The sequence below is a fragment of the Agromyces sp. PvR057 genome (assembly GCF_040547485.1).
Classification (GTDB): Bacteria; Actinomycetota; Actinomycetes; order Actinomycetales; family Microbacteriaceae; genus Agromyces.
On the sequence record NZ_JBEPPT010000003.1, the window covers coordinates 374,567 to 394,442 of the forward strand.

Genomic DNA, 19,876 nt, shown 5'->3' on the forward strand with positions numbered 1-19,876 from the left:
CGGCGGGGCCCGTTGCCGCCGCATCCGATCCCGAGACGAACGACCGGTCTGCCGGTGCGTCCACGTACGCCGGCAGAAGGGGAACAGGTCGTGCCGAAGCGCTTGCCGTCAGCACCGCCGATCCTGGCGGGATACAACTACGTGCGCCCGCTCGGCACGGGCGGCTTCGCCGACGTGTTCCTCTACGAGCAGGACCTCCCGCGACGCGTGACGGCCGTCAAGGTGCTGCTCGCCGACGTCATCGACCCCGAGGCGCGCCGCACCTTCACACTCGAGGCCGACGCCATGGCGAGGCTCAGCGCGCATCCCTCGATCGTCACGATCCACCAGGCCTCGATCTCGTCCGACGGCCGCCCGTACCTCGTCATGGAGTACTGCCCGGAGTCGCTCGGCACCCGCGTGAAGCGCGGCCCGATGCCCGCAGGCGAGGTGCTCGACATCGGCGTGCGCATGGCGGGCGCCCTCGAGACCGCGCACCGCTCGGGCCTGCTGCACCGCGACATCAAGCCGTCGAACCTGCTCGTGAACTCCCTCGGGGCCCCCGTGCTCGCCGACTTCGGCATCGCGGGCTCGATCGGCGACGACGGATCCAGCGACACGCTCGCGATGTCGGTGCCGTGGAGCGCGCCGGAGGTGCTCGGCGAACGCACGAACGGCACCGTCGCGACCGAGGTCTGGAGCCTCGGCGCGACCCTCTACACGCTGCTCGCCGGGCACAGCCCCTTCGAGCTCCCCGACCGCAGCCGCAACACCGTCGACCAGCTGTCGCGGCGCGTGCTCGGCGCGAAGTACACGCCGCTCGCCCCGCGCGGGGTGCCGTCGCGCATCGACACCGTGCTGTCCGCCGCGATGCAGCGCGATCCGGCCCGCCGGTACAGCTCGATGGCCGAGTTCGGCGAGCAGCTCCGCTGGGCGCAGTACGAGCTCGGCGTCTCGCCGACGAGCCTCGAGGTCGCCTCGCCCGAGTGGGCGGCCGCGGCCCCCATCGACTTCTCGGATGCCGCGCGCCGCGGTCCCGTCGTCACGACCGTGGATCCCGACTCGCGCCGTGCCGGCCGTGCGGCCGCCGTCGCGAAGGCACGTCCGACCGGTCGCGTGATCGACGCCGGCGGACTCGCGCCCGCGCCGGTCCGCTCCCGCGGCTCCTGGCTGAAGCCCGTCGCGATCGGCGCGGGTTCGGCGCTCGTCGTGCTCGCGGCCGCCGCGGCCGTGCTGCTCTCGTCTGGAGCGCTGTGATGGCCCGTCGCCCCGCGCGTCGCGGGGCGGTCATCGCCTCCGTCGCCGGCGTCGCCGCGCTCGCGACCGTCGTCACGCTCGCCGTCACCGCGAACGGCTACGAGGCGCAGGAGGTGCCGCGCCTCGAGACCTCGGTCTGGGTCACCCGCGACTCCGGACAGTACGCGCGCGTGAACACCGACCTCGCCGAGATCGACCTCGTGCGCGACGTCGAGGACCCGAGCACGATCGTGCAGGTCGGCGCCGAGACCTCCGTCTACAACCAGGGGCTCCGGCAGCGCTGGGCGATCGACGAGGCCGATCCGGTCGACCTCGTCGCCGAGGACGGCGGCGGCTCGGCGCCGACGCCCACCGGCACGCGCGAGGTGCGCGCGGCCGGCGACTGGGTCGCGTACCGCACCGACACCGGTGCCGTGCAGGTCGGCCGGGTCGACGAGGACACGGTGCCGGTCGACCCGTACGCCGAACGGCGGGCCGAGGGCGACGACGACGAGACGTACTCGGCGACCGCGATCGGGCTCTCGCCGACCGGCCTCGTCGCCCTGTACTCGGCGCGCGAGGCGGCCGTGCGCGTGCACGACGCCGACACCGGCCGCTTCGTCGGCGACGAGATCGCGATCGTCGACCCGCCCGTCGCCGACGCCCGCCTGCAGCTCACGTTCGCCGGCGACCGCTGGGTGATGCTCGACGCGTCCGAGGGCCGTGCGTGGATCGCCGGCCTGCCCGAGCCCGTCGAGGTCGACGTCGAGGCCGACGCCGAGCTGCAGCAGGGCGCCGCCGCCGCGGCATCCGTCATCGTCGCCGACTCGGCAGGACTCGTCGAGCTGCCGCTCGACGGGGGAGCGTCGGAGCGCATCGTCGACGCGACCGGAACACCTGCGCAGCCGATCGTCGTCGACGGCGAGCTCGTGGCCGCGTGGCTCTCGCTCGACGGCGGCGGCATCTGGACGAGCGCGGCGCGCGAACTCGTGCCGCTCGACCTGCCCGCGGGCGAGCTGGGAGGCGACGGGCCGCAGTCCGTCACGCCGGTGCTCAGGGGCAACGGCGACCGCGCCGTGCTGAACGAGACCACGTCGGGGCTCGTGTGGACCGTGCCGGACGGGCGACTCGTGCCGCTCGAGCAGTGGTCCCTCGACGACGAGATCGAGGATCGCGTCGGCACCGAGGACGTCGAGGACCTCGCCAGGCAGGAGCCCCCCGTCGCGGTCGCCGACCGGTTCGGCGTGCGCGCCGGCGGCCAGGTCGAGCTCCCGGTGCTCCTGAACGACCACGATCCGAACTCGAAGGACGTGCTCACGGTCGACCCCGCTTCGATCGCCGGCGGCCTCGCCGACCCGGGCTTCGGCGACCTCGCGCTCACCGCGAACGACCAGACCCCCACCGTCCGGGTGCGCGCGACCTCCGGATCCACGACCTTCAGCTACGCCGCGACCGACGGATCTGCGAGCTCGGCGCCCGTCGGCGTCACGCTCACGGTCGTGCCCGACGATGTCAACAGCGCGCCCGTGTGGTGCGGCGTCGACGCCTGCACGCAGACATGGCCGACCCCCCAGCTCATGCCCGGCGGCACTGCGCTCGTCTCGGTGCTGTCCGGCTGGGTCGACCCCGAGGGCGACCCGTTCGTGCTCGCCGACGCGCAGCCCGTCGACCCGTCGGCGCCCGTCTCGGTCGTGCCGATGTCCGACGGGCGCGTGGCGATCCGGCACACCGACCCGAACGCCGCGACCGAGCAGGTGCAGGTGCGCATCACCGTCGTCGACGCGTTCGGCGCCGAGGCCGAGGCCACCCTCGACCTGCGCGTCACGTCGACCGCCGCGCTCGAGGTCGCACCCGTCGCGGTCACCGCGGGTGCCGGCGAGAACGCGATCGTGCGCATCGCCGACCACGTCAGCGGCGGCTCGGGGTCGATGCGGCTCCTCGACGCGGTGCCCACCGCGACCGCGGCCAGCGGCGGCCTCACCGTCGTGCCGAACACGGCCGGCGGCGAGATCGAGCTCAGTGCCGCCGAACCGGGCGCCTACCTCGCGACCTTCACGGTGCAGGATGTCGTGACCCGCGCCGAGCAGACCGCGACGATCCGCGTGACCGTCGCCGCAGCCGGGGCTCCGCTCGCCCTCGCGCCCATGACCGCGTTCGTCCGCGTCGGCGAGGACGCCATGATCGACGTGCTCGGCGCCGTGCAGAACACGAGCGGACGCGTGCTCGTCGTCACCGGCGCGGTGTCGACGACGCCCGAGCTCGACGTCGGCGTGGTGGCCCAGTCGCAGGTGCGCGCGACCGGCACGACCCGCGACGGACAGCCCGGCCTCGTCGGCCGCGCCCGCGTGAGCGTCGCCGACGGTGCGGGCGCGACCGCGGTCGGCGACCTGAGCGTGTTCCTCGTGGCGCCGTCGGCCGGACTCAGCCCGATCGCGATGCCCGACACGGTCACGATGCGCGTCGGCGAGCTCATCTCGATCCCGGTCACGGGGAACGACGTGAGCCCGCGCGCCGAGCGGCTCGTCGTGCACGCCGACGTGACCTCCTCCGGGGCCGACGGCGAGCTCGCCTTCGCGGCCGGCGACGAGGTCCGCTACCTCGCGCCGTCGAAGCCCGGAACCTACGAGCTCGGCTACGCGGTCGGCCTCGAGCAGGCGCCCGACCGGCTCGACCACTCGACGGTCACGGTCACGGTGCTGCCCGACGGGGCCAACCGCGACCCGCAGCCGCATCCGCTCGTCGCGAGGGTGCTGAGCGGGCAGAGCGTGCGCATCCCCGTGCCGTCGACGGGCATGGACCCCGACGGCGACCGCACCGTGCTGACGTCGGCGACCCAGCCCGACGCGGGCCTCGGCATCGCGACCATCTCGGCCGAGGGGGATGCGATCGTCTACACCGCTCCCGCCGCCGGAACCGGGGCGTCCCAGCCCGCGTTCGAGTACACGGTGCGCGACGCCTCCGGCGCGGTCGGCACGGGCACGGTCCGCGTCGGCGTGTTGACGGCCGCGGTGACGGATGCCGCGCCGGTGACGTTCAGCGACTACGTGCGCGTGCAGCAGGGTGCGTCGTCGCCCGTGACCGTGCAGCCGACCGGCAACGACCTCGACCCCGCGCAGGGCGAGCTCGAGCTCGTGAGCCTCGTGCCGAACGCGCCGGAGGGCAGCACCGAGCACGAGCGGCTCGCGGGCCTCGTCGACGGCTCGACCTCGCTCGCCGACGACCGCATCGTGCTGCATCCCGGCGACGTGGCCGGAACCAACTCGTACCGCTACACGGTGCGGTCGGAGCGCACGTCGAGCACGGCGGAGGGCCTCATCGTGGTCAGCGTGACCGAGGCGGAGTCGCCCGACGCGCCGCTCGTCTCCGACACGGTCGTGACCGCGCGTTCGCGCGCCGACCTGCCCGACGTGGGGCTCGACGTCGTCGCCGGGCACGTGGTGTGGGCCTCTGGCGACCTCGACGCGCTCGAGGTCGAGATCTGGAACGGCGGAGGCGCCGCTGCGAGCGGCCCGAACGGGAGGTACCGCGTCGAGGGCCACCGCATCATCGGCCCGCTCACGGCCGACGGAGGGCTCGTGCCGTTCCGCGTGCACGGCGCCGATCGGGCCGGGCGCGAGGTCGAGGCCTTCGGGTTCCTCGTGGTGCCCGCGAGCGACGACCTTCGGGTGCAGGTGCGCGCCGACCTCGAGCCGCTCGAGGTGAAGGAGGAGCAGAAGGTCGCGTTCGACGTGCGAGACCTCCTCGACCTCCCAGCCGGCGACCCGGTCGAGGTCGACGGCGGGGCCTACCGGGTGCAGCGCGCCACGGCCTCCTGCGCCTCGGTCTCGGGCGGAGGGGCCGAGTACGCGGCGGGCCGCGACGCCCCGTGGAGCGACGTCTGCCTGGTGCCGGTGCGGCTCGACGGGCAGTCCGCGTGGTCGTGGGTCGGGGTTCCGATCGCGATCGTCCCGAAGGACCCCCAGGCGATCCTCTCCGCGGTGAGCCGCACGGTCGCGCCCGGTGCGACCGAGAGCGTGAAGCTCTACGAGGAGATGACCACGTGGGAGGGCGGCCGCGAGGGCGACCGCTCCAAGCTCGACTACGCCGTCTCCGCCGCCGGCGGCGCGTTCCTCGTGACGGAGGCGGGCGGCACGGTGACCTTCGAGGCCAGGGCCGATGCCCGTCCTGGCACCCGCGAGACGGTGACGGTGAGCGTCGGCGCGTTCGGCGGGCTCACCTCGGCGATCACGCTCGTCGTCGGGCAGGCGCCCGCCGATGCGCCACGCGGGGCCGTGTTCAGCACCCAGTGCTCGGTGAACCAGGGGGCCTCGTGCACCGTGCAGGTCGTCGGCCTCTCGGGCGAGTACGACCCGTTCACGGGCAAGACGGGCGCCGGCCTGAAGCTCACCGGGCTCGCATCGGGCGCCGCGAACTGCCAGGTGGCGACCGTGCGCGCCGCCGACGACCGATCGATCACGGTCACCTGGCCGACCGGCCAGAACGCGTTCGGCGGCGAGTGCGTCGTGCCGTTCGCGGTCGCCGACGCCCAGGGCCGACCCGGCACCGGGCGCGTGACCGTCGACCTGCTCGGCCTGCCGCAGCCGCCGGCCTCGGTCTCGACGGCCGACTACTCCGAGTCGAGCGTGACGCTCGAGGTCTCGCTCGGCGAGGCGATGCGCGCGCACCCCGCCGTGACGGGCATCGAGATCCTCGAGGGTGGGCGCCCGATCGCGGCCGCCTGCGCGCCGAACGGCCCGGGCACCTGGTGGTGCCGCATCGACGGCCTCACGCCAGGCGACCGGCACGACTACGCCGCGCGGGCCGTGAACAGCGTCGGATCCTCGTCGACCACGAGCGCGGTGACGACGTGGAGCTACCGCGCACCCGCCATCACCGCCGTCTCGATCGACCCCGTCTACCGCGCGGGAACGACGTCGCCATCGACCGGCGTGGCCGAGGTGCGCATCTCCGCGGATCGCGATGCGCGTTCGTTCCGGGTGCAGGAGACCGGCCAGGTCATCGAGCGCCAGGGGTCGACGACGGTCGCCGACCTCGTCCTCGCGCCGGGGCCGCACCTGATCACGCTCGTGCCGGCGAGCATCTTCGAGCCGCCGACCGGGCGAGGCGGCAACGAGGGCGGCACGGTCGCGACCCCGGTGACCGTCGCCGGCGCCCCGGTCCTCGAGCCGAACCGCATCGAGGCGACCGCCACGGCGAACACGTCGCTCGCGGTGTCGGGCGTCGGGCTCTCGACGAACCAGAGCTCCCGGCCGAGCGAGCTCGTGTACTTCGCGTGGCGCGACGGCGGCGAGCCGCAGTGCTGGGCCGACGGCGACGGCTCCCTCTCCTACGACGCGAGGTCGGCGGTCGTCTCGTCGACCCCGGCCATCGGCGGCCTCTCGCAGTACCAGCAGTACCGGGTCAAGGCGTGCGCCACGAACGGCTACGGCATCGCGGTGTCCGGAACGGCCGAGGTGTTCCTGTACACGATGGTCGAGGCCCCCACCGGCGACGCGGGGTACACCGTCGCGACGACGCCCTCCGCCGGCGGCGACACGTACCGCTACGGCCTCACGGGCCCCAACCTCACGGCACTGCAGGACTTCCGGCTCGAGTACCGCTCCGACCTCACCGACTGGACCACCGACTTCGCGTCGGCCGTCGGCGAGTGGGCGAACCCCGGCCAGGTCTTCGTCAGGCAGTGCCACGAGCGGGGCCGGTCGTACTGCTCGAACGAGCTGCCCGTCACCGCGAAGACGGCGCCGGCGCCGGTCACGGTCACGTTCGATTCCGGATGCCTCGCGGCCCCCGCCGACACGGCGGCCGTGACGGTGTTCGAGGTCGGGGCGACGGTGTCGGCCGCCGCGGCCGGATCCGCCGTGATCCGCACCTGGGCCGTGCCGGACCCGGCGGCCCCGCGATCGGTCACGTACACCCTCGTGTTCACGGGGGCGTTCGCCGACCTCGCGCCCATTCCGCGCACGGCGACGCTCTGCGAGCCCGACCCGCCGGCCGGGCCGGGGCCGACGACGCCGACCGTGCCGTGACCCGCACCGCCGGCGCCGGGCACCCCGCGGCATCCGCTCGCCGAGACGCCGGCGGCCGAACAGACCCGAACAGACCTGAAGACCCCGAAGACCCCGAAGACCCCGAAGACCTGAAGTCCACCCGAGAGGATCACCGACCGTGACGATCGCACCCGAGCAAGCCGCCTGGTTCGCCGAGACGTTCTCGCTCATCGCCGACAACGTCGAGCAGGCCGTGCTCGGCAAGCGGCACGTCGTCGAGCTCGTGCTCGCGACGGCCGTGAGCGGCGGGCACGTGCTGCTCGAGGACGCCCCCGGCACCGGCAAGACGGCGCTCGCGCGCGCGATCGCCGAGACGATCCACGGCACCTCGTCGCGCGTGCAGTTCACGCCCGACCTGCTGCCGGGCGACATCACCGGCATCACCGTCTACGACCAGAAGGCCGGCCGGTTCGAGTTCCACGCGGGGCCCGTGTTCGCGAACGTCGTGCTCGCCGACGAGATCAACCGTGCGAGCCCGAAGACCCAGTCCGCGCTGCTCGAGGTCATGGAGGAGGGCAACGTCACGATCGACGGCGTCACCCGCCCGGTCGGCAACCCGTTCCTCGTCATCGCGACGCAGAACCCGATCGAGCAGGGCGGCACCTACCGCCTGCCCGAGGCCCAGCTCGACCGGTTCTCGGTGAAGACGTCGATCGGCTACCCCGACGAGGCGTCGACCATGCGGATCCTGCAGGCGGTCGGCGCGCCGAAGCCGAAGCTCGAGGCGATCGTCGGCACCGACACGATCGTCGCGATGACCGAGCTCTCGCGCGGCGTCTACGTCAACCCGATCGTGTCGGACTACATCATGCGCATCGTCGACGCGACCCGCCGCGCGAGCGAGGTCAGGCTCGGCGTGAGCGTGCGCGGCGCGATCGCGCTCTCGAAGCTCGCCATGGCGTGGGCGGCCGCCGCCGGGCGAACGTATGCGACCCCCGACGACGTGCGCAGCCTCGCCGTCGCCGCCCTCGCACACCGGCTCGTGCTCGAACCCGAGGCCGAGTTCGACGGCGTGACCTCGGTCGCCGTGATCAACCAGATCCTGCTCGACGTGCTCGCTCCCCGGGAGAACGGGGTGGCGTGACCGAGTCCAGCCCGCTCCTCCGCGAACCCGCGACCACCGACACGGTCACCTCGACCCGTGGCGCCACGGTCACGAGGTTCGCCCAGACGCGTCGAGGCCGCGTGGCCTCCGGCGCCGCTCGAGCGCGCCGCGGCGTGCGCTCGGTGGTCGCCGCGCTCTCGCGCGCCCGCGACTGGGTGCGCGAGACGGTGTCGCCCGCCGGGCTGCTGCTCGTCGCGATCGTGGTGGGCGGCGTCGCGGCGGGGGCCGCATTCGGCTGGTTCGAGGCATGGGTGGTCGCGGCGATGTCGGCGAGCCTGCTGCTCGTCTGCGTGCCGTTCCTGCTCGGCGCGCACGACTATCGTGTGCGGCTCGACCTCGATCGCGACCGGGTGGTCGCGGGGTCAGAGATCGGCGGCACGCTCGACCTGGTGAACCGCGGGTCCCGGCCGTCGATGCCGAGCGTGGTCGACATCCCCGTCGGCCAGGGGCTCGTCGAGGCGCACATCCCGCTCCTGCGGGGCGGCGCGCACCACGAGGAGCGGCTCGTGATCGCCGCGCAGCGCCGTGGCGTCATCGACGTCGGCCCGATGACCGTCTCGCGCGGAGACCCCCTGCGCGTGCTGCGGCGCGAGATGCGCTGGCCGGAGGTGCAGCGCGTGCACGTGCACCCCGTGACCGTCCCACTGCCGCCGTCGAGCGCCGGGCTGATCCGCGACCTCGAGGGCGCGCCGTCGAGCGCGCTCGTCGACGCCGACCTGTCGTTCCACGCGGTGCGCGAGTACGTCCCGGGCGACTCGCAGCGGCACGTGCACTGGAAGTCGACGGCACGCACGGGCCGGCTCATGGTGCGCCAGTACGAGGAGTCGAGGCACGCGCGCATCGCGGTGCTGCTCGACCTCGACCTCGACGGCTACACCGACGACGACGAGTTCGAGGTCGCCGTGAGCGCCGCGGCCTCGCTCGGCGTGCAGGGCGTGCGCGAGGGCCGCGACGTGCTCGTCGGCGTCAGCTCGGAGCTCGACACCGCCGACCGAGGTGCCGTGCAGGCGATGCGCTCGCTGCCGACGGTCACCCCGCGCTCCCTCCTCGACGGCGTCTCGACGCTTCGGGGCGGCTCGGCCGCGGGGGCGGGTGCTCGCGTCATCCGCCTCGAATCGGTGGCGACCCTCGTCGCGCAGTCGTTCGGCGACCTCTCGATCGCGTTCCTCGTGACCGGCTCGCTCGTGCCGCTGCAGCGCCTGCGTCGCGCCGCGATCACGCTGCCGCCGGGCATCACCGTGGTCGCGGTGCGCTGCGAGCCCGAGGCCGAGCCCACCGCACGTCACTCGCGCGAGCTGACGGTGCTCACCGTCGGGCGCCTCGACGACCTGCCCAAGCTGCTCGCCCGCGGGGCCGTGCGATGAGCGGCCCGACGATCGGATCGCCGACCGCGACGCGTGCGACGGGCACGCCGGGCGGCTCGGGCGGGCGCACCGCGCTCGGCATCTCGTACGTGGTCGTCGCCGGCGTGCTCGCGACCATCGCGGCGTGGCCGATCTACGAATCGATGCGGATGCCGGTGGCCGCCGCCGTGGGCATGCTCGCGGGGCTCGGGTTGGCGTTCGCCGCCCGCCGCGTGCCGGTCGGCGGCGTCGCGCGGGCGCTGCTGCTGGTGCCCGCGACGGCCGTGGCCTTCGCGCTGGTCGTCGTGCCGGTCGCGATCCCGAGTGCGGTGGGCGCGCCGATGGTATGGCTGCGCGGCATCCGCGACGGGTTCGTGGGCGTCGTCGTCGGCTGGAAGCAACTGCTCACGCTCTCGCTGCCGCTCGGTGAGTACCAGGCGGTGCTCGTGCCGTTCCTGCTCGTGATGCTCGTCGGCACGCTCGTGGCCGCGCTGCTCGTCGCCCCCGATCGTCGGGTGTCGCCGTTCGCGGTCGTCGTCGGGCTCGCCATGTCGGGCTTCGGGCTCGTGTTCGGGTCGAGCGCCCTCAGCGGGTCGCTCGTGCTCGGGCCCGTCACGGTGCCCGCCCCGCGCGAGCTGGTCGTCGCGGTCGGCGGGGCCGTCGCCGCCCTCGCCTGGCTGCTGCTCCGGTCGCGTTCGATCCGTGCGGTCGCGCTGCGCCGTGCCTCCGCCGACACGGTGCAGCGGTCGACCCTCACGGAGTGGTCGGCGCTCAGGCGCCGCTCGCTCGCGGTCGCACTCGTGGTCGTGGCACTCGTCGCGGGTGCCGCGGTCACGCCCGCCGCCGCCGGCCTCGCGCAGCGCGAGGCGTTGCGCGACCGCGTCGACCCCGAGGTCGTGCTGCGCCAGACCTCCACCCCGCTCGCGACCTACCGCTCGGCGTTCGCCGCCGGTCGCGTCGACGAGCCGTGGCTCACGGTCGAGGGCGACACGTCGGGGGTCGAACGGCTGCGCCTCGCGACGCTCGACGCCTACGACGGCGAGACCTTCCACGTCGCGTCCGGCTCCGATGACAGCGCGGCGTCGCAATTCAGCCGGCTGCCGCGGGCCGCGGGCCGTGCGCCAGGCGACGTCGAGTTCACGGTCGCGGTCGAGCCCGGCTACGCGGGCATCTGGGTGCCGGCGCCGCAGGGCCTGCGCGCCGCGCCCGACTTCGCGGGTGCGCGCGCCGCGGTGCTCGACGACGGCTTCCACCGCTCGGGCGACGGCGCGACCTCGATCGACATCGCGAAGGCCGCGGCCGGACCGGCCTCAGACGCGGCCCCCGACGCGGCCTCCGACGACCCGGCTCCGGATGCCGCGGCGCAGGCCGCGACGACGACCCGCGGCCTCGTGGCCGGCGACGAGTACCGGCTCGTCGCGTCCCCCGACCCCTCGGCCGACCTGGACGAGCCCGGCGCGACGCCGCTGCTCGACGCCGAGGCGTACCCTGCGCTCGCCGCGTGGATCGCGCTGCAGGAGCAGCCGGACACGTCAGCCGGCTTCCTCGAGCTCGTGCGCCGCCTGCGCGACCGCGGCTACCTCAGCCATGCGGCGGTCGACGGCCCCGACGCTGCGGGGTGGATCGCCGGGCTCGGCGGCGGCTACACGTTCATCCCGAGCTACTCGGGCCACTCGAAGGCGCGCATCGAGGCGCTGTTCACGCAGCTCGTCGACCAGCAGCGACTGGCCGGCCCCGAGGCATCCGATGCGGCACTCGTGGCGGGTGTCGGCGACGACGAGCAGTTCGCGGTCGCGGTCGCGCTCCTCGCCCGCGCGCTCGGCTACGACTCGCGCGTCGTGCTCGGCTTCCGGCTCGCCGGTTCCGAGGACGTGCCGGGTGTCGCGACCTGCACCGAGGTGTGCGCCGGCGGTGCGCTCTCGGTGTGGGCCGAGGTGTCCGGAGCTGCCGCTGCCGACGGCGGTGCGGGCGTTCCCGCCGCCGGCGGGTGGACGCCGATCGACGCGACCCCGCAGTTCGAGGTCGCGCCGAGCCTGATCCGCGAGGGCGAGCAGCTTCCAGAGCATCCGACGACCCCCGACCGGCCCGAGACGGTGACCATCGACCCGCCCTCGGCGCAGAGCGAGTCGAGCGACGCCGAGGCGGCGCCGGCGGGCGACGATGCCGCGGGGCCGATCGTCCTCGCCGCCTGGGTGCGGTGGACCGCGCTCGGCGTCGCGGCCATGGCGCTGCTGCTGCTGCCGGTGCTCGTGCTGCTGGTCGCGAAGGGGTCGCGTTCGCGTCGCCGGCGTCGCGAGCCGCTCGCCGAGGTGCGCATCGTCGGCGCCTGGGACGACCTCATCGACCTCTACGTCGATCAGGGCGTGCTCGAGGGCGAGCTCGGCAGCCGTGCGGAGACCGCTCGCAGCTCCGGACGCGCTGCCGCGAGCTCGCTCGCCGCCCTCGTCGAACGAGCCGTGTTCGCCGGAGACCCGCCCGACGCCGGCGACGCGGACGCCGCATGGGCGATCGTGGACGCCGAGCGGGCCGAACTCACCGCCCACGCGCGTGCCCGACGCCGGGTCTCGGCCCGGCTCTCGTTCGCCTCGCTCGTCAGAACCGTCACCCCAGACCGCGCCGCACTCGAGGAGCCCGCCCGATGACCCCTGCAGATGCCCAGCAGCTCGCCGCCGTCACCCTGATCATGGTCGTCGCCTCGTTCGCGATCGGCATCGGCGTCTACGTCTGGTACTCGGTCATGCTCGCGAAGGTGTTCGCGCACTTCGGCATGGCCCCGTGGTCGGCCTGGGTGCCCGTGTACAGCCAGATGCAGGTGTTCCGGCTCGGCGGGCAGAACCCGTGGCTCGCGCTGCTCCTCGTCGTGCCCATCGCACAGGTCGTCGGACTCGTGTTCGAGGTCATGGCGCTGCACCGCATCAGCGGGAAGTACTGGCGCGGCGTCGGCACGACCGTCCTCGGCGTGCTGCTGCCCCCGGTCTGGGCGACGGTGCTCGCGGCCGGGCCGTCGCCCGATCCCGAACGCGGGCGGATGCCGGTGCGCGGCGCCTCGACGGGCGCGATCCCGCCCGTGGCGCCCGGCGGCCCCCTCGCGGCGTCCATCGCGGCGGTCGCGTCGGGCTGGGCCACTCCTGCTGCGGCCGTGCCTGCTGCGCCGGCCGTGGCTGCTGCACCGGCGGTGCCGGCTCCGGCTGCGACCGCTCCGTCCGGATGGCCCGCGGGCGACGCCGCACCGATCCTGCCGGCGTGGGCCGACCTGCAGCCGCGCGGCGCGGGGCCGATCCCGCCGCTGCCCGCGCCGACCGCGGCGCCCGCGATCGTCCCCGCCCCGCGGAACGCGCCCGTCGCGTCTGCAGCCCCTGCGCATTCGCCCGCCTTCCCGATCGCCGACCCCGTGTCGCGGATCCCCGGTCGCATCGAGCCCATTCCGGTCATGCCCGCCGTCGCGCAGCCGGACGCCGCCAGGGTCGCACCGACCGCAGCACCGACCGCAGCACCGACCGCAGCGCCGACCGCAGCGCCGGTTGCGAGCCCGATGCTGCCGACGCTGCCCCCCGTCGCGCCCGCGGCGTTCGCCGTGGCGGAGGAGACCGCCCTCTCGGCGCCGCAGGCCCCGGTCGCCTCGCAGGCCCCGGTCGGATGGTCGGGTCCGGTCGCCTCGCAGGCCTTCGCCGAGCCGCTCGCCGCCGGATCCGTCGTGACGGGTGACGACGACCTCGAGGACGACCTGCTCGACCGCACGGTCGTGGTCGCGCGCAAGCCGATCGTGACCTGGCGTCTCGTGGCCGACGGCGCCGAACCGCTTCGGCTCGTGGGCGACGTCGTGCTGCTCGGACGCAACCCGCGCGCCGCGAACGCGAGCGCCGGGGAGCAGCGCCTCGTCGTGCCCGACCCGAGTCGTACGCTGTCGAAGACGCACGCCGTGCTCCGCCTCGACGGGGAGCAGTGGAGCATCACCGACCTCGACTCGACGAACGGCGTGCTCGTGCCCGACTGGGAGGGTGTCGACCGGTTGCTGGACCCCGGCGTGCCGACTCCCGTCCCCGACCGGTTCGTGCTCGGAACGCTGAGCGTCCGCATCGACCGCGACCCGCCGACCGCCGGCGTTCCCGGCCGATGAGCGCGCACCAGGTACGGCTCGCCGTCGCGTCGGCGACCGACGTGGGGCTCGTCCGCCGCGCCAACGAGGATTCGGCGCTCGCGGAATGGCCCGTGTTCGCGGTCGCCGACGGGATGGGCGGCTACGAGGCCGGCGATCGCGCCAGCGCCGCCGTCATCGCCGCGTTCCGCGAGCGCGTGGTCGGCAACCCGATCGCGACCATCGCCCAGGTGCGCGCGGCGCTCGCCGATGCGACATCCGCCGTCGCCGCGGTCGCCGAGACCACCGAACGGGGTGCCGGCAGCACGATCGCCGGTGTCGCGCTCGTCGACGACGAGGGCGAGCCGGCCTGGCTGGTCTTCAACGTGGGCGACTCGCGCGTCTACCGCCACCACGGCACCGAGCTCGAACAGGTCACGGTCGACCACTCGCTCGCGCAGGAGCTCGTCGACGCCGGGGAGCTGCGTGCCGAGGATCGGGACGCGTTCGCCCAGCGCAACGTCATCACGCGCGCGATCGGCGGCCCCGACAGCACGGCCGACAGCTGGCTGCTTCCGGTCGTGAACGGCGAGCGGCTGCTCATCTGCAGCGACGGGCTCACGGGCGAGGTCAGCGACGAGGCGATCAGGGCGACCCTCACGATGGGCGGTCGCGCGGAGTCCGTGGCCTCCGCGCTCGTGCAGCGTGCGCGTCAGGCCGGCGGTCGCGACAACATCACGGTCGTGGTCGTCGACGTGATCGCGGGCGGCATCGACGAGCCGACGGATGCCACGACGGGGGTCGTGCGCTCAGCGGGCGCCGCGGCATCCGATGACGATCACACGACGATTCCCGTGCGGGGGCGCGCATGAGCGCGGTGAACCCGGGCGAGCTGCTCGCCGCGGATCTCGACGCCGACGAGACCATCGTGGTCGCCCGTGCGCCGTTCGCCATCGGCGCGCCGCCGCCGGGCCCGACGTCCGATGCCGCGCCCGGGGCCGACACCGACGCCGACGCCGACGCCGACGCGACGATCGTGGTGCGCCGCGCAGCGCCGGCCCCTGCGGATGCGGATGCCGATGCCGATGCCGATGCGGATGCCGATGCGGATGCCGATGCGACGGTCGTCGTGCAGCGCACGGACCAGTCGCACGCGGCCTCGGACGACGCCGACGAGACCATCGTCGTGGGGCGCCGCGCATCCCGTGCCGGTGACCGGGCAGACGGCGCAGAGGCCGTCGACCAGACGGTCGTCGTCGAGCGCACCGTCGTGCGGTCGCCGCTGCCGACCGCTGCCGACGACGCGGTGATGCACGCGCCGACCCGCAGAGGGCGGCGCGTGGCGCCCGCGCCGGTGTCGGAGGACGTGCTGAGCACGGCGGAGGTCGGCCGCGGCCCCGGCCTGCTCGAGCACTACGCCGCGCGGCCGATCGAGGTCGCCGCGCCGCCGCCCCGCGTGTCCGCATGGGGCGACGACCCGACCCGCGATCCCGCGCAGGCGCTCCCGTCGGTGGCACGTCGTTCGCGCCGGTCCGCGATCGTCGTGCTCGCGGCCTTCGCCTCCTCGTGCGTGCTCGCCGTGGCCGGCCTCGTGGTCGTCGCGGTGCTCGCGTTCGCCGGCTGACGCGGCGTCGCTCAGGAGAACAGGAACAGCACGAATCCGATCAGCGGCAGGGTGCCCTGGATGAGCGCGGGCCGCAGGTAGCCCCGCCCGGTGGTCGTGAGCACCGCCGCGGCGAGGAACATGCAGGCCGTGGCGAACAGCACGAGTGCGCGCCCGGCCTCGTCGGAACCGGTCCACAAGAGCACGAGGCCGATCGCGGCGCCGAGGCCGAGGAACAGGTTGTAGAACCCCTGGTTGTAGGCCATGGGCTTCGTGATGTCGGCGGCCGCCTGGTCGGCCACGCCGAAGCGCTTCCAGGTCGAGGGCCTGGTCCACCACACGCTCTCCATGAGGAAGATGTAGCCGTGCAGGAGCGCCGCGAGGGCGACGAAGACGCTGGCGATGACGAGCATGCCGCGATCGTATCGAGGCGGTGCGCGGTGCCGGGGCGGGCGCGCGGAGCACGGCCGCTGCCGCGCGCGGGGATCAGCCCGGCGATGTCTCCGGTTCGACGGCGACGCTGAGTTCGGTGCCGAGGAACCGTTCGAGTTCGATGACGGATGACGCGAGCGCGCGTTCCTGGTCGGGCGTGAACGCGATCCACGGAACGATCCGCACGGTCGGCGTGCCCGATGCCGCGGGCGGCGCCCACCGGCCCACCATGACGCCGTCGAGCAGGAGCGCGTGCAGCGGGAACTCGGCGTGCAGGCCGGCGTCGCCCGGTCGATGCAGGTAGGTCCGCGGCGGCGCGTAGCCCATGATGTACTCGTCGTAGGCCTGCAGCAGGTCCACCGTGGGCGTCGGTTCCCGGGGTTCCGCGCCGGAGGCCGGCGGCTCGAGTGCGGCCGCCTCGACGAGGTGACCCACCCCATCGGCGTCGACGGTCGCGATGGGCCGGCCCGCGGCATCCGCCCGCTCGACGACCTCGGCGAAGGTGCGTCGCGTGTCGGTGAGCGTGAACCCCGACCACGCCGCGAAGTCGCGGTCGGTCACCGGGCCGCGCGAGGCGATGTAGCGCTGCGCGAGCTCGACGAGCGCGTCGGCCCGATCGCGCGGCGACGCCGTCCCGACCCGCTCGTCGAATGCGGCGTAGGTGCGCTGCTTGCCCGCGTTCGCGCCGCTGATGACGACGCGCTCGAGCTCGGCGCGCATGAGCACGTAGGCCATCGGCACGCCCGTGGACGGCAGGCCGGCCGCTGCGAGGGCCTCGGCCAGCTCGGCCCTCGTGCGGTGGCCGCCGGCGACCGTCGCGGCGACCACGTCGACGGCGCGCACGGCGACCTCGCCCTCGACCCCGGTCGCCCGGTACATGGACCCGTTCGCCCGGTGCACGCGTTCGGCCGAGAGCTCGAGCACCCAGCGGGCGTCGTCGGGGTGCAGGAAGTGCCACGTCGGGCGCAGCACGTGCGTGCGGAGGATGCGACCGGCATCGAGGTCGGCCGCGACCGTCGCGGCATCCGGCCTCGCCTCGGCCGGCACGCGCTGGGCGAGCCCCCATTGGGCGGGCACGAACTCCTGCGCCTGCACCGCGCCGAAGCGTCGCACCGACTCGGCCGCCGACGCGTCGACCGGATGGCGCAGCCCCTGGACGTGCAGGCGCAGCGCGCGAAGCGCGGCCCCGTCCACGCCTACGACACGTCCCTCCGCCACGTCGTCAGCCCGCCGAGGAGCGTCGTGACGAGTCCGATGCCGAGCAGCACCAGGCCGCCCTGCCACCACTCCAGCACGTCCGTCGCGCCGACCGAGGCCACGCTGTAGAACGAGGCGCCGACCAGGGCGTCGCTCGCCGCCCCCGGCAGGAACTTGCCGATGCTCGCCGTCACGTCGTTGAGCGAGGCCGCGAGGCGGAGGATCGGCTCGACGAACTGCGTGAACGCGATCACGATGACGATCGCGGCGACCTGGTTGGTGACGAGCGAGCCGAGGCCGACGCCGATCGTGCCCCACAGCGCCATCGCGAGCACGCCGCGACCGATCAGCGCCCACGTGTCGCTGGAGTCCAGCGCCGTGTCGATGCCGAACGCCGACAACGCCCCCGCACCGGCTCCGACCGAGGTCGCGAACGCGACCACTCCGAGCGCCGCGCCGAACAGCAGCTGCGACAGGTACTTCGCCCACAGCACGGTGGCGCGGTGCGGCAGCACGAGGAACGTCGGCGTCAGCGTCTTGTGCCGGAACTCGGTCGTGACCGCGAGCGCGCCGAAGAGCACCGGGAACACGTAGCCGATCGACGACGCGAAGCTGTAGACGAGCGGGGCGAGGCCGTCGGTCGGCAGCGGCGTCGTCGAGGCGCCGGCCGCGGCATCCGGATTGTCGGTGGCCCAGCCGAGGAAGGCGCCGAAGCCGCCCGCCAGGAACGCCACGTAGAGCACGAGCAGCAGCGTGAGCAGCCACCACATCCGGGTGGTGAAGACCTTCTGGAACTCGGAGCCGAGTGCGCGGATCATGCCATCACCCCTTCGCTCCGTCGGCGGGCGCCTCGGGCGCGTCGGGGAGGTCGGGCGGGCCGGGTTCCGCGGCATCGTGCGGTTCCGCGGATGCGGCGGGCTCGGCAGCGGCCGTGTCGGGCGTCTCTGCGGCGCCCGGCGCCTCCGACACGAGTTCGACGTGGTCGACCTCGCCGCTCACGAGCGCGAGGAACGACTCCTCGAGGCCCGACTTGAGGCGGTACAGCGACTTGAGCTCGACGCCGCCGACGAAGGCCGCGTGCCCGACGAGTCCGGGGTCGGGCTCGGCCACGATGAAGCCGTTGCGCCCCTCGGTGAACTCCAGGCCCGCCTGCGCGAGCGCCGCCGAGAGCCTCGGCCGGTCGGGGGAGTCGGCGATCGTTCGCGGCGCCGACTCGAGCTCGAGGCTCGAGAGCGTGCCGGTCTTGGCGAGCCGCCCCCGCGAGATGATCACGACGTCGTCGACGCTCTGCTGCACCTCGCTCAGCAGGTGGGAGCTCACGAGCACCGTGCGGCCGTCCTGCGCCAGGCGCTGCAGGAACATGCGGATCCACTTGATGCCCTCGGGGTCGAGGCCGTTGATCGGCTCGTCGAGCACGAACACCGACGGATCCCCGAGCAGCGTGAACGCGAGGGCCAGGCGCTGGCGCATGCCGAGGGAGTAGCCGCCGACGCGACGGTCGGCGAACTCGGCGAGCCCGACCTGCTCGAGCACGATCGGAACACGCGACGACGGGATGCCGGCCGCGGTCGCCGTGACCCTGAGGTGGTTTCGGGCGGTGCGGCCGGGGTGGAAGCTCGCATCGAGCGCGGCGCCGACCGTCTCGAGCGGGCGCTTGAGCTGGTGGTACGGGGTTCCGCCGAACGTGGCCGTGCCGCTCGAGGCCTTCACGAGGCCGAGGAGCACGCGCAGCGTCGTCGTCTTGCCGGCGCCGTTCGGGCCGAGGAATCCGGTGACCCGGCCCGGTTGCACCGTGAAGCTGAGGTCCTCGACGGCGGTGACGCTGCCGAAGTGCTTGCTGAGCCCCGTGATCTCGATGGGGATGCCGCTGTTCATGCGCTCTCCTCGTGGCCGGGGGCGTACGGGCCGCGCAGGCCGCACCCCCGCACGGCCCGGGCGACGAGTCGCCTTCCGCTCACCCTAGCGAGCGCGGGCCGCGCGCGGCATCCGTCACGCGGGGGATTCGCGAGATCCCGCGGATGTCTCGGCGCTCAGTTGAGCGGTCGGATGCCGTCGGGCAGTACGCCACCGAGGTAGAGGTCGGTCGCGAGGTCCTGCAGCGCACCGAGCGCGACGCGCTGCGTCGTCGGGCCGTACGAGAGGCGAGCGACGCCGAGCTCCTGCAGTCGCTCGGGGGCCGGAACGCCGGGCAGGCCGATGAGCGCGACCTTCAGCTCGCCGATGCCGGCGACGAGCTGCCGCACCACGTCTTCTCCGAAGATGCCGGGCACGAACACGCTCGTCGCGCCGGCGTCGAGGAACGCGCGCCCGCGTTCGATCGCGTCGGCGACGTTGGCCTCGAGCGAGCGCTCGCCCCCGCGGACGAAGGCGTCGGTGCGCGCGTTCAGCGCGAACGGCACGCCCTCGGCTTCTGCGGCGGCGACCGCGGCGCTCACGGCCGCGACCGACTCGTCGAGCGGCTTCAGCCGGTCTTCGAGGTTCGCCCCGACGACGCCCTCGCCGATCGCGCGTCGCACGGTCTCGCCCGCATCGCCGAAGCCGGCGTCGAGGTCGGCGCTCACGGGCACGTCGACGGCACGGGCGATGCGGCCGACCATGTCGAGCATGAGGTCGAGCGGGATCTGCTCGCCGTCGGGGTACCCGAAGGTCGCGGCGATCGAGTGGCCCGCGGTCGCGAGGGCCTTGGTGCCTGGCAGGGCGGCGACGGCGCGCGCCGAGACGACATCCCAGACGTTCACCACCTGGAGGAGTTCGGGGGCGGTGTGCAGGCGGCGGAGTTCGGTGGCACGTTCGGCGATCGTCATGCCTCCAGCGTATGGTCGCCGCGCGCGCCGGTGGCCGCCCGGGCAGGATCAGGTT

14 protein-coding genes are annotated in these 19,876 nt (G+C 74.3%); 9 read left to right on the plus strand and 5 right to left on the minus strand.

Annotation, left to right across the window (positions count from 1 at the left end; all coding sequences use genetic code 11):
• The first annotated feature begins 90 nt into the window (after positions 1 to 90).
• From ABIC29_RS14360 to ABIC29_RS14400, 9 genes are read left to right on the plus strand one after another with little or no spacing between them, the layout of a single operon-like run.
• Positions 91 to 1,236, plus strand: a complete 1,146-nt coding sequence (locus tag ABIC29_RS14360) for a serine/threonine-protein kinase (RefSeq protein ID WP_354246398.1) — start codon at positions 91 to 93, stop codon at positions 1,234 to 1,236.
• Positions 1,236 to 7,241 (plus strand): Ig-like domain-containing protein, encoded by a 6,006-nt coding sequence (locus tag ABIC29_RS14365; RefSeq protein ID WP_354246401.1) that lies wholly within the window; start codon positions 1,236 to 1,238, stop codon positions 7,239 to 7,241. Before ABIC29_RS14360 ends, ABIC29_RS14365 begins: the two co-directional genes overlap by 1 nt.
• On the plus strand, positions 7,238 to 7,384 hold the full coding sequence (locus ABIC29_RS14370; protein ID WP_158551720.1) for a hypothetical protein: 147 nt from the start codon (positions 7,238 to 7,240) through the stop codon (positions 7,382 to 7,384). The genes ABIC29_RS14365 and ABIC29_RS14370 overlap by 4 nt, the downstream gene beginning before the upstream one ends.
• On the plus strand, positions 7,381 to 8,346 hold the full coding sequence (locus ABIC29_RS14375; protein ID WP_116080274.1) for an AAA family ATPase: 966 nt from the start codon (positions 7,381 to 7,383) through the stop codon (positions 8,344 to 8,346). Before ABIC29_RS14370 ends, ABIC29_RS14375 begins: the two co-directional genes overlap by 4 nt.
• A complete protein-coding gene (locus ABIC29_RS14380) occupies positions 8,343 to 9,731 on the plus strand; it encodes a DUF58 domain-containing protein (RefSeq protein ID WP_116080275.1) in 1,389 nt (462 codons plus the stop codon). Before ABIC29_RS14375 ends, ABIC29_RS14380 begins: the two co-directional genes overlap by 4 nt.
• Positions 9,728 to 12,352 carry a transglutaminase domain-containing protein gene (locus tag ABIC29_RS14385; RefSeq protein ID WP_354246406.1) on the plus strand — a complete coding sequence of 875 codons (2,625 nt, stop codon included), beginning with the start codon at positions 9,728 to 9,730 and terminating at the stop codon, positions 12,350 to 12,352. Before ABIC29_RS14380 ends, ABIC29_RS14385 begins: the two co-directional genes overlap by 4 nt.
• A complete protein-coding gene (locus ABIC29_RS14390) occupies positions 12,349 to 13,827 on the plus strand; it encodes a DUF5684 domain-containing protein (protein WP_116080277.1) in 1,479 nt (492 codons plus the stop codon). The genes ABIC29_RS14385 and ABIC29_RS14390 overlap by 4 nt, the downstream gene beginning before the upstream one ends.
• Positions 13,824 to 14,657 (plus strand): PP2C family protein-serine/threonine phosphatase, encoded by an 834-nt coding sequence (locus ABIC29_RS14395; RefSeq protein WP_116080278.1) that lies wholly within the window; start codon positions 13,824 to 13,826, stop codon positions 14,655 to 14,657. Before ABIC29_RS14390 ends, ABIC29_RS14395 begins: the two co-directional genes overlap by 4 nt.
• On the plus strand, positions 14,654 to 15,409 hold the full coding sequence (locus ABIC29_RS14400) for a hypothetical protein (protein ID WP_354246411.1): 756 nt from the start codon (positions 14,654 to 14,656) through the stop codon (positions 15,407 to 15,409). The genes ABIC29_RS14395 and ABIC29_RS14400 overlap by 4 nt, the downstream gene beginning before the upstream one ends.
• Positions 15,410 to 15,420: 11 nt before the next feature.
• Here the strand turns inward: ABIC29_RS14400 and ABIC29_RS14405 are convergent, their stop codons facing one another.
• From ABIC29_RS14405 to ABIC29_RS14425, 5 genes are all read right to left on the minus strand, one after another.
• The gene (locus ABIC29_RS14405) at positions 15,421 to 15,801 is read right to left on the minus strand and encodes a DUF1304 domain-containing protein (protein ID WP_354246413.1); all 381 of its coding nucleotides are present in this window, start codon (positions 15,799 to 15,801) and stop codon (positions 15,421 to 15,423) included.
• A 73-nt stretch (positions 15,802 to 15,874) separates the two neighbouring features.
• Positions 15,875 to 17,014, minus strand: coding sequence for a winged helix DNA-binding domain-containing protein (locus ABIC29_RS14410; RefSeq protein WP_354246416.1), 1,140 nt, complete (start codon positions 17,012 to 17,014; stop codon positions 15,875 to 15,877).
• Positions 17,015 to 17,016: 2 nt separating this feature from the next.
• A complete protein-coding gene (locus tag ABIC29_RS14415; protein WP_354246419.1) occupies positions 17,017 to 17,835 on the minus strand; it encodes an ABC transporter permease in 819 nt (272 codons plus the stop codon).
• 4 nt (positions 17,836 to 17,839) lie between these two features.
• Complete coding sequence (locus ABIC29_RS14420; protein ID WP_116080283.1) at positions 17,840 to 18,892, minus strand: ATP-binding cassette domain-containing protein; 1,053 nt, start codon at positions 18,890 to 18,892, stop codon at positions 17,840 to 17,842.
• Positions 18,893 to 19,047: 155 nt separating this feature from the next.
• A complete protein-coding gene (locus tag ABIC29_RS14425; protein WP_116080284.1) occupies positions 19,048 to 19,821 on the minus strand; it encodes an isocitrate lyase/PEP mutase family protein in 774 nt (257 codons plus the stop codon).
• Between the last annotated feature and the right edge of the window lie 55 nt (positions 19,822 to 19,876).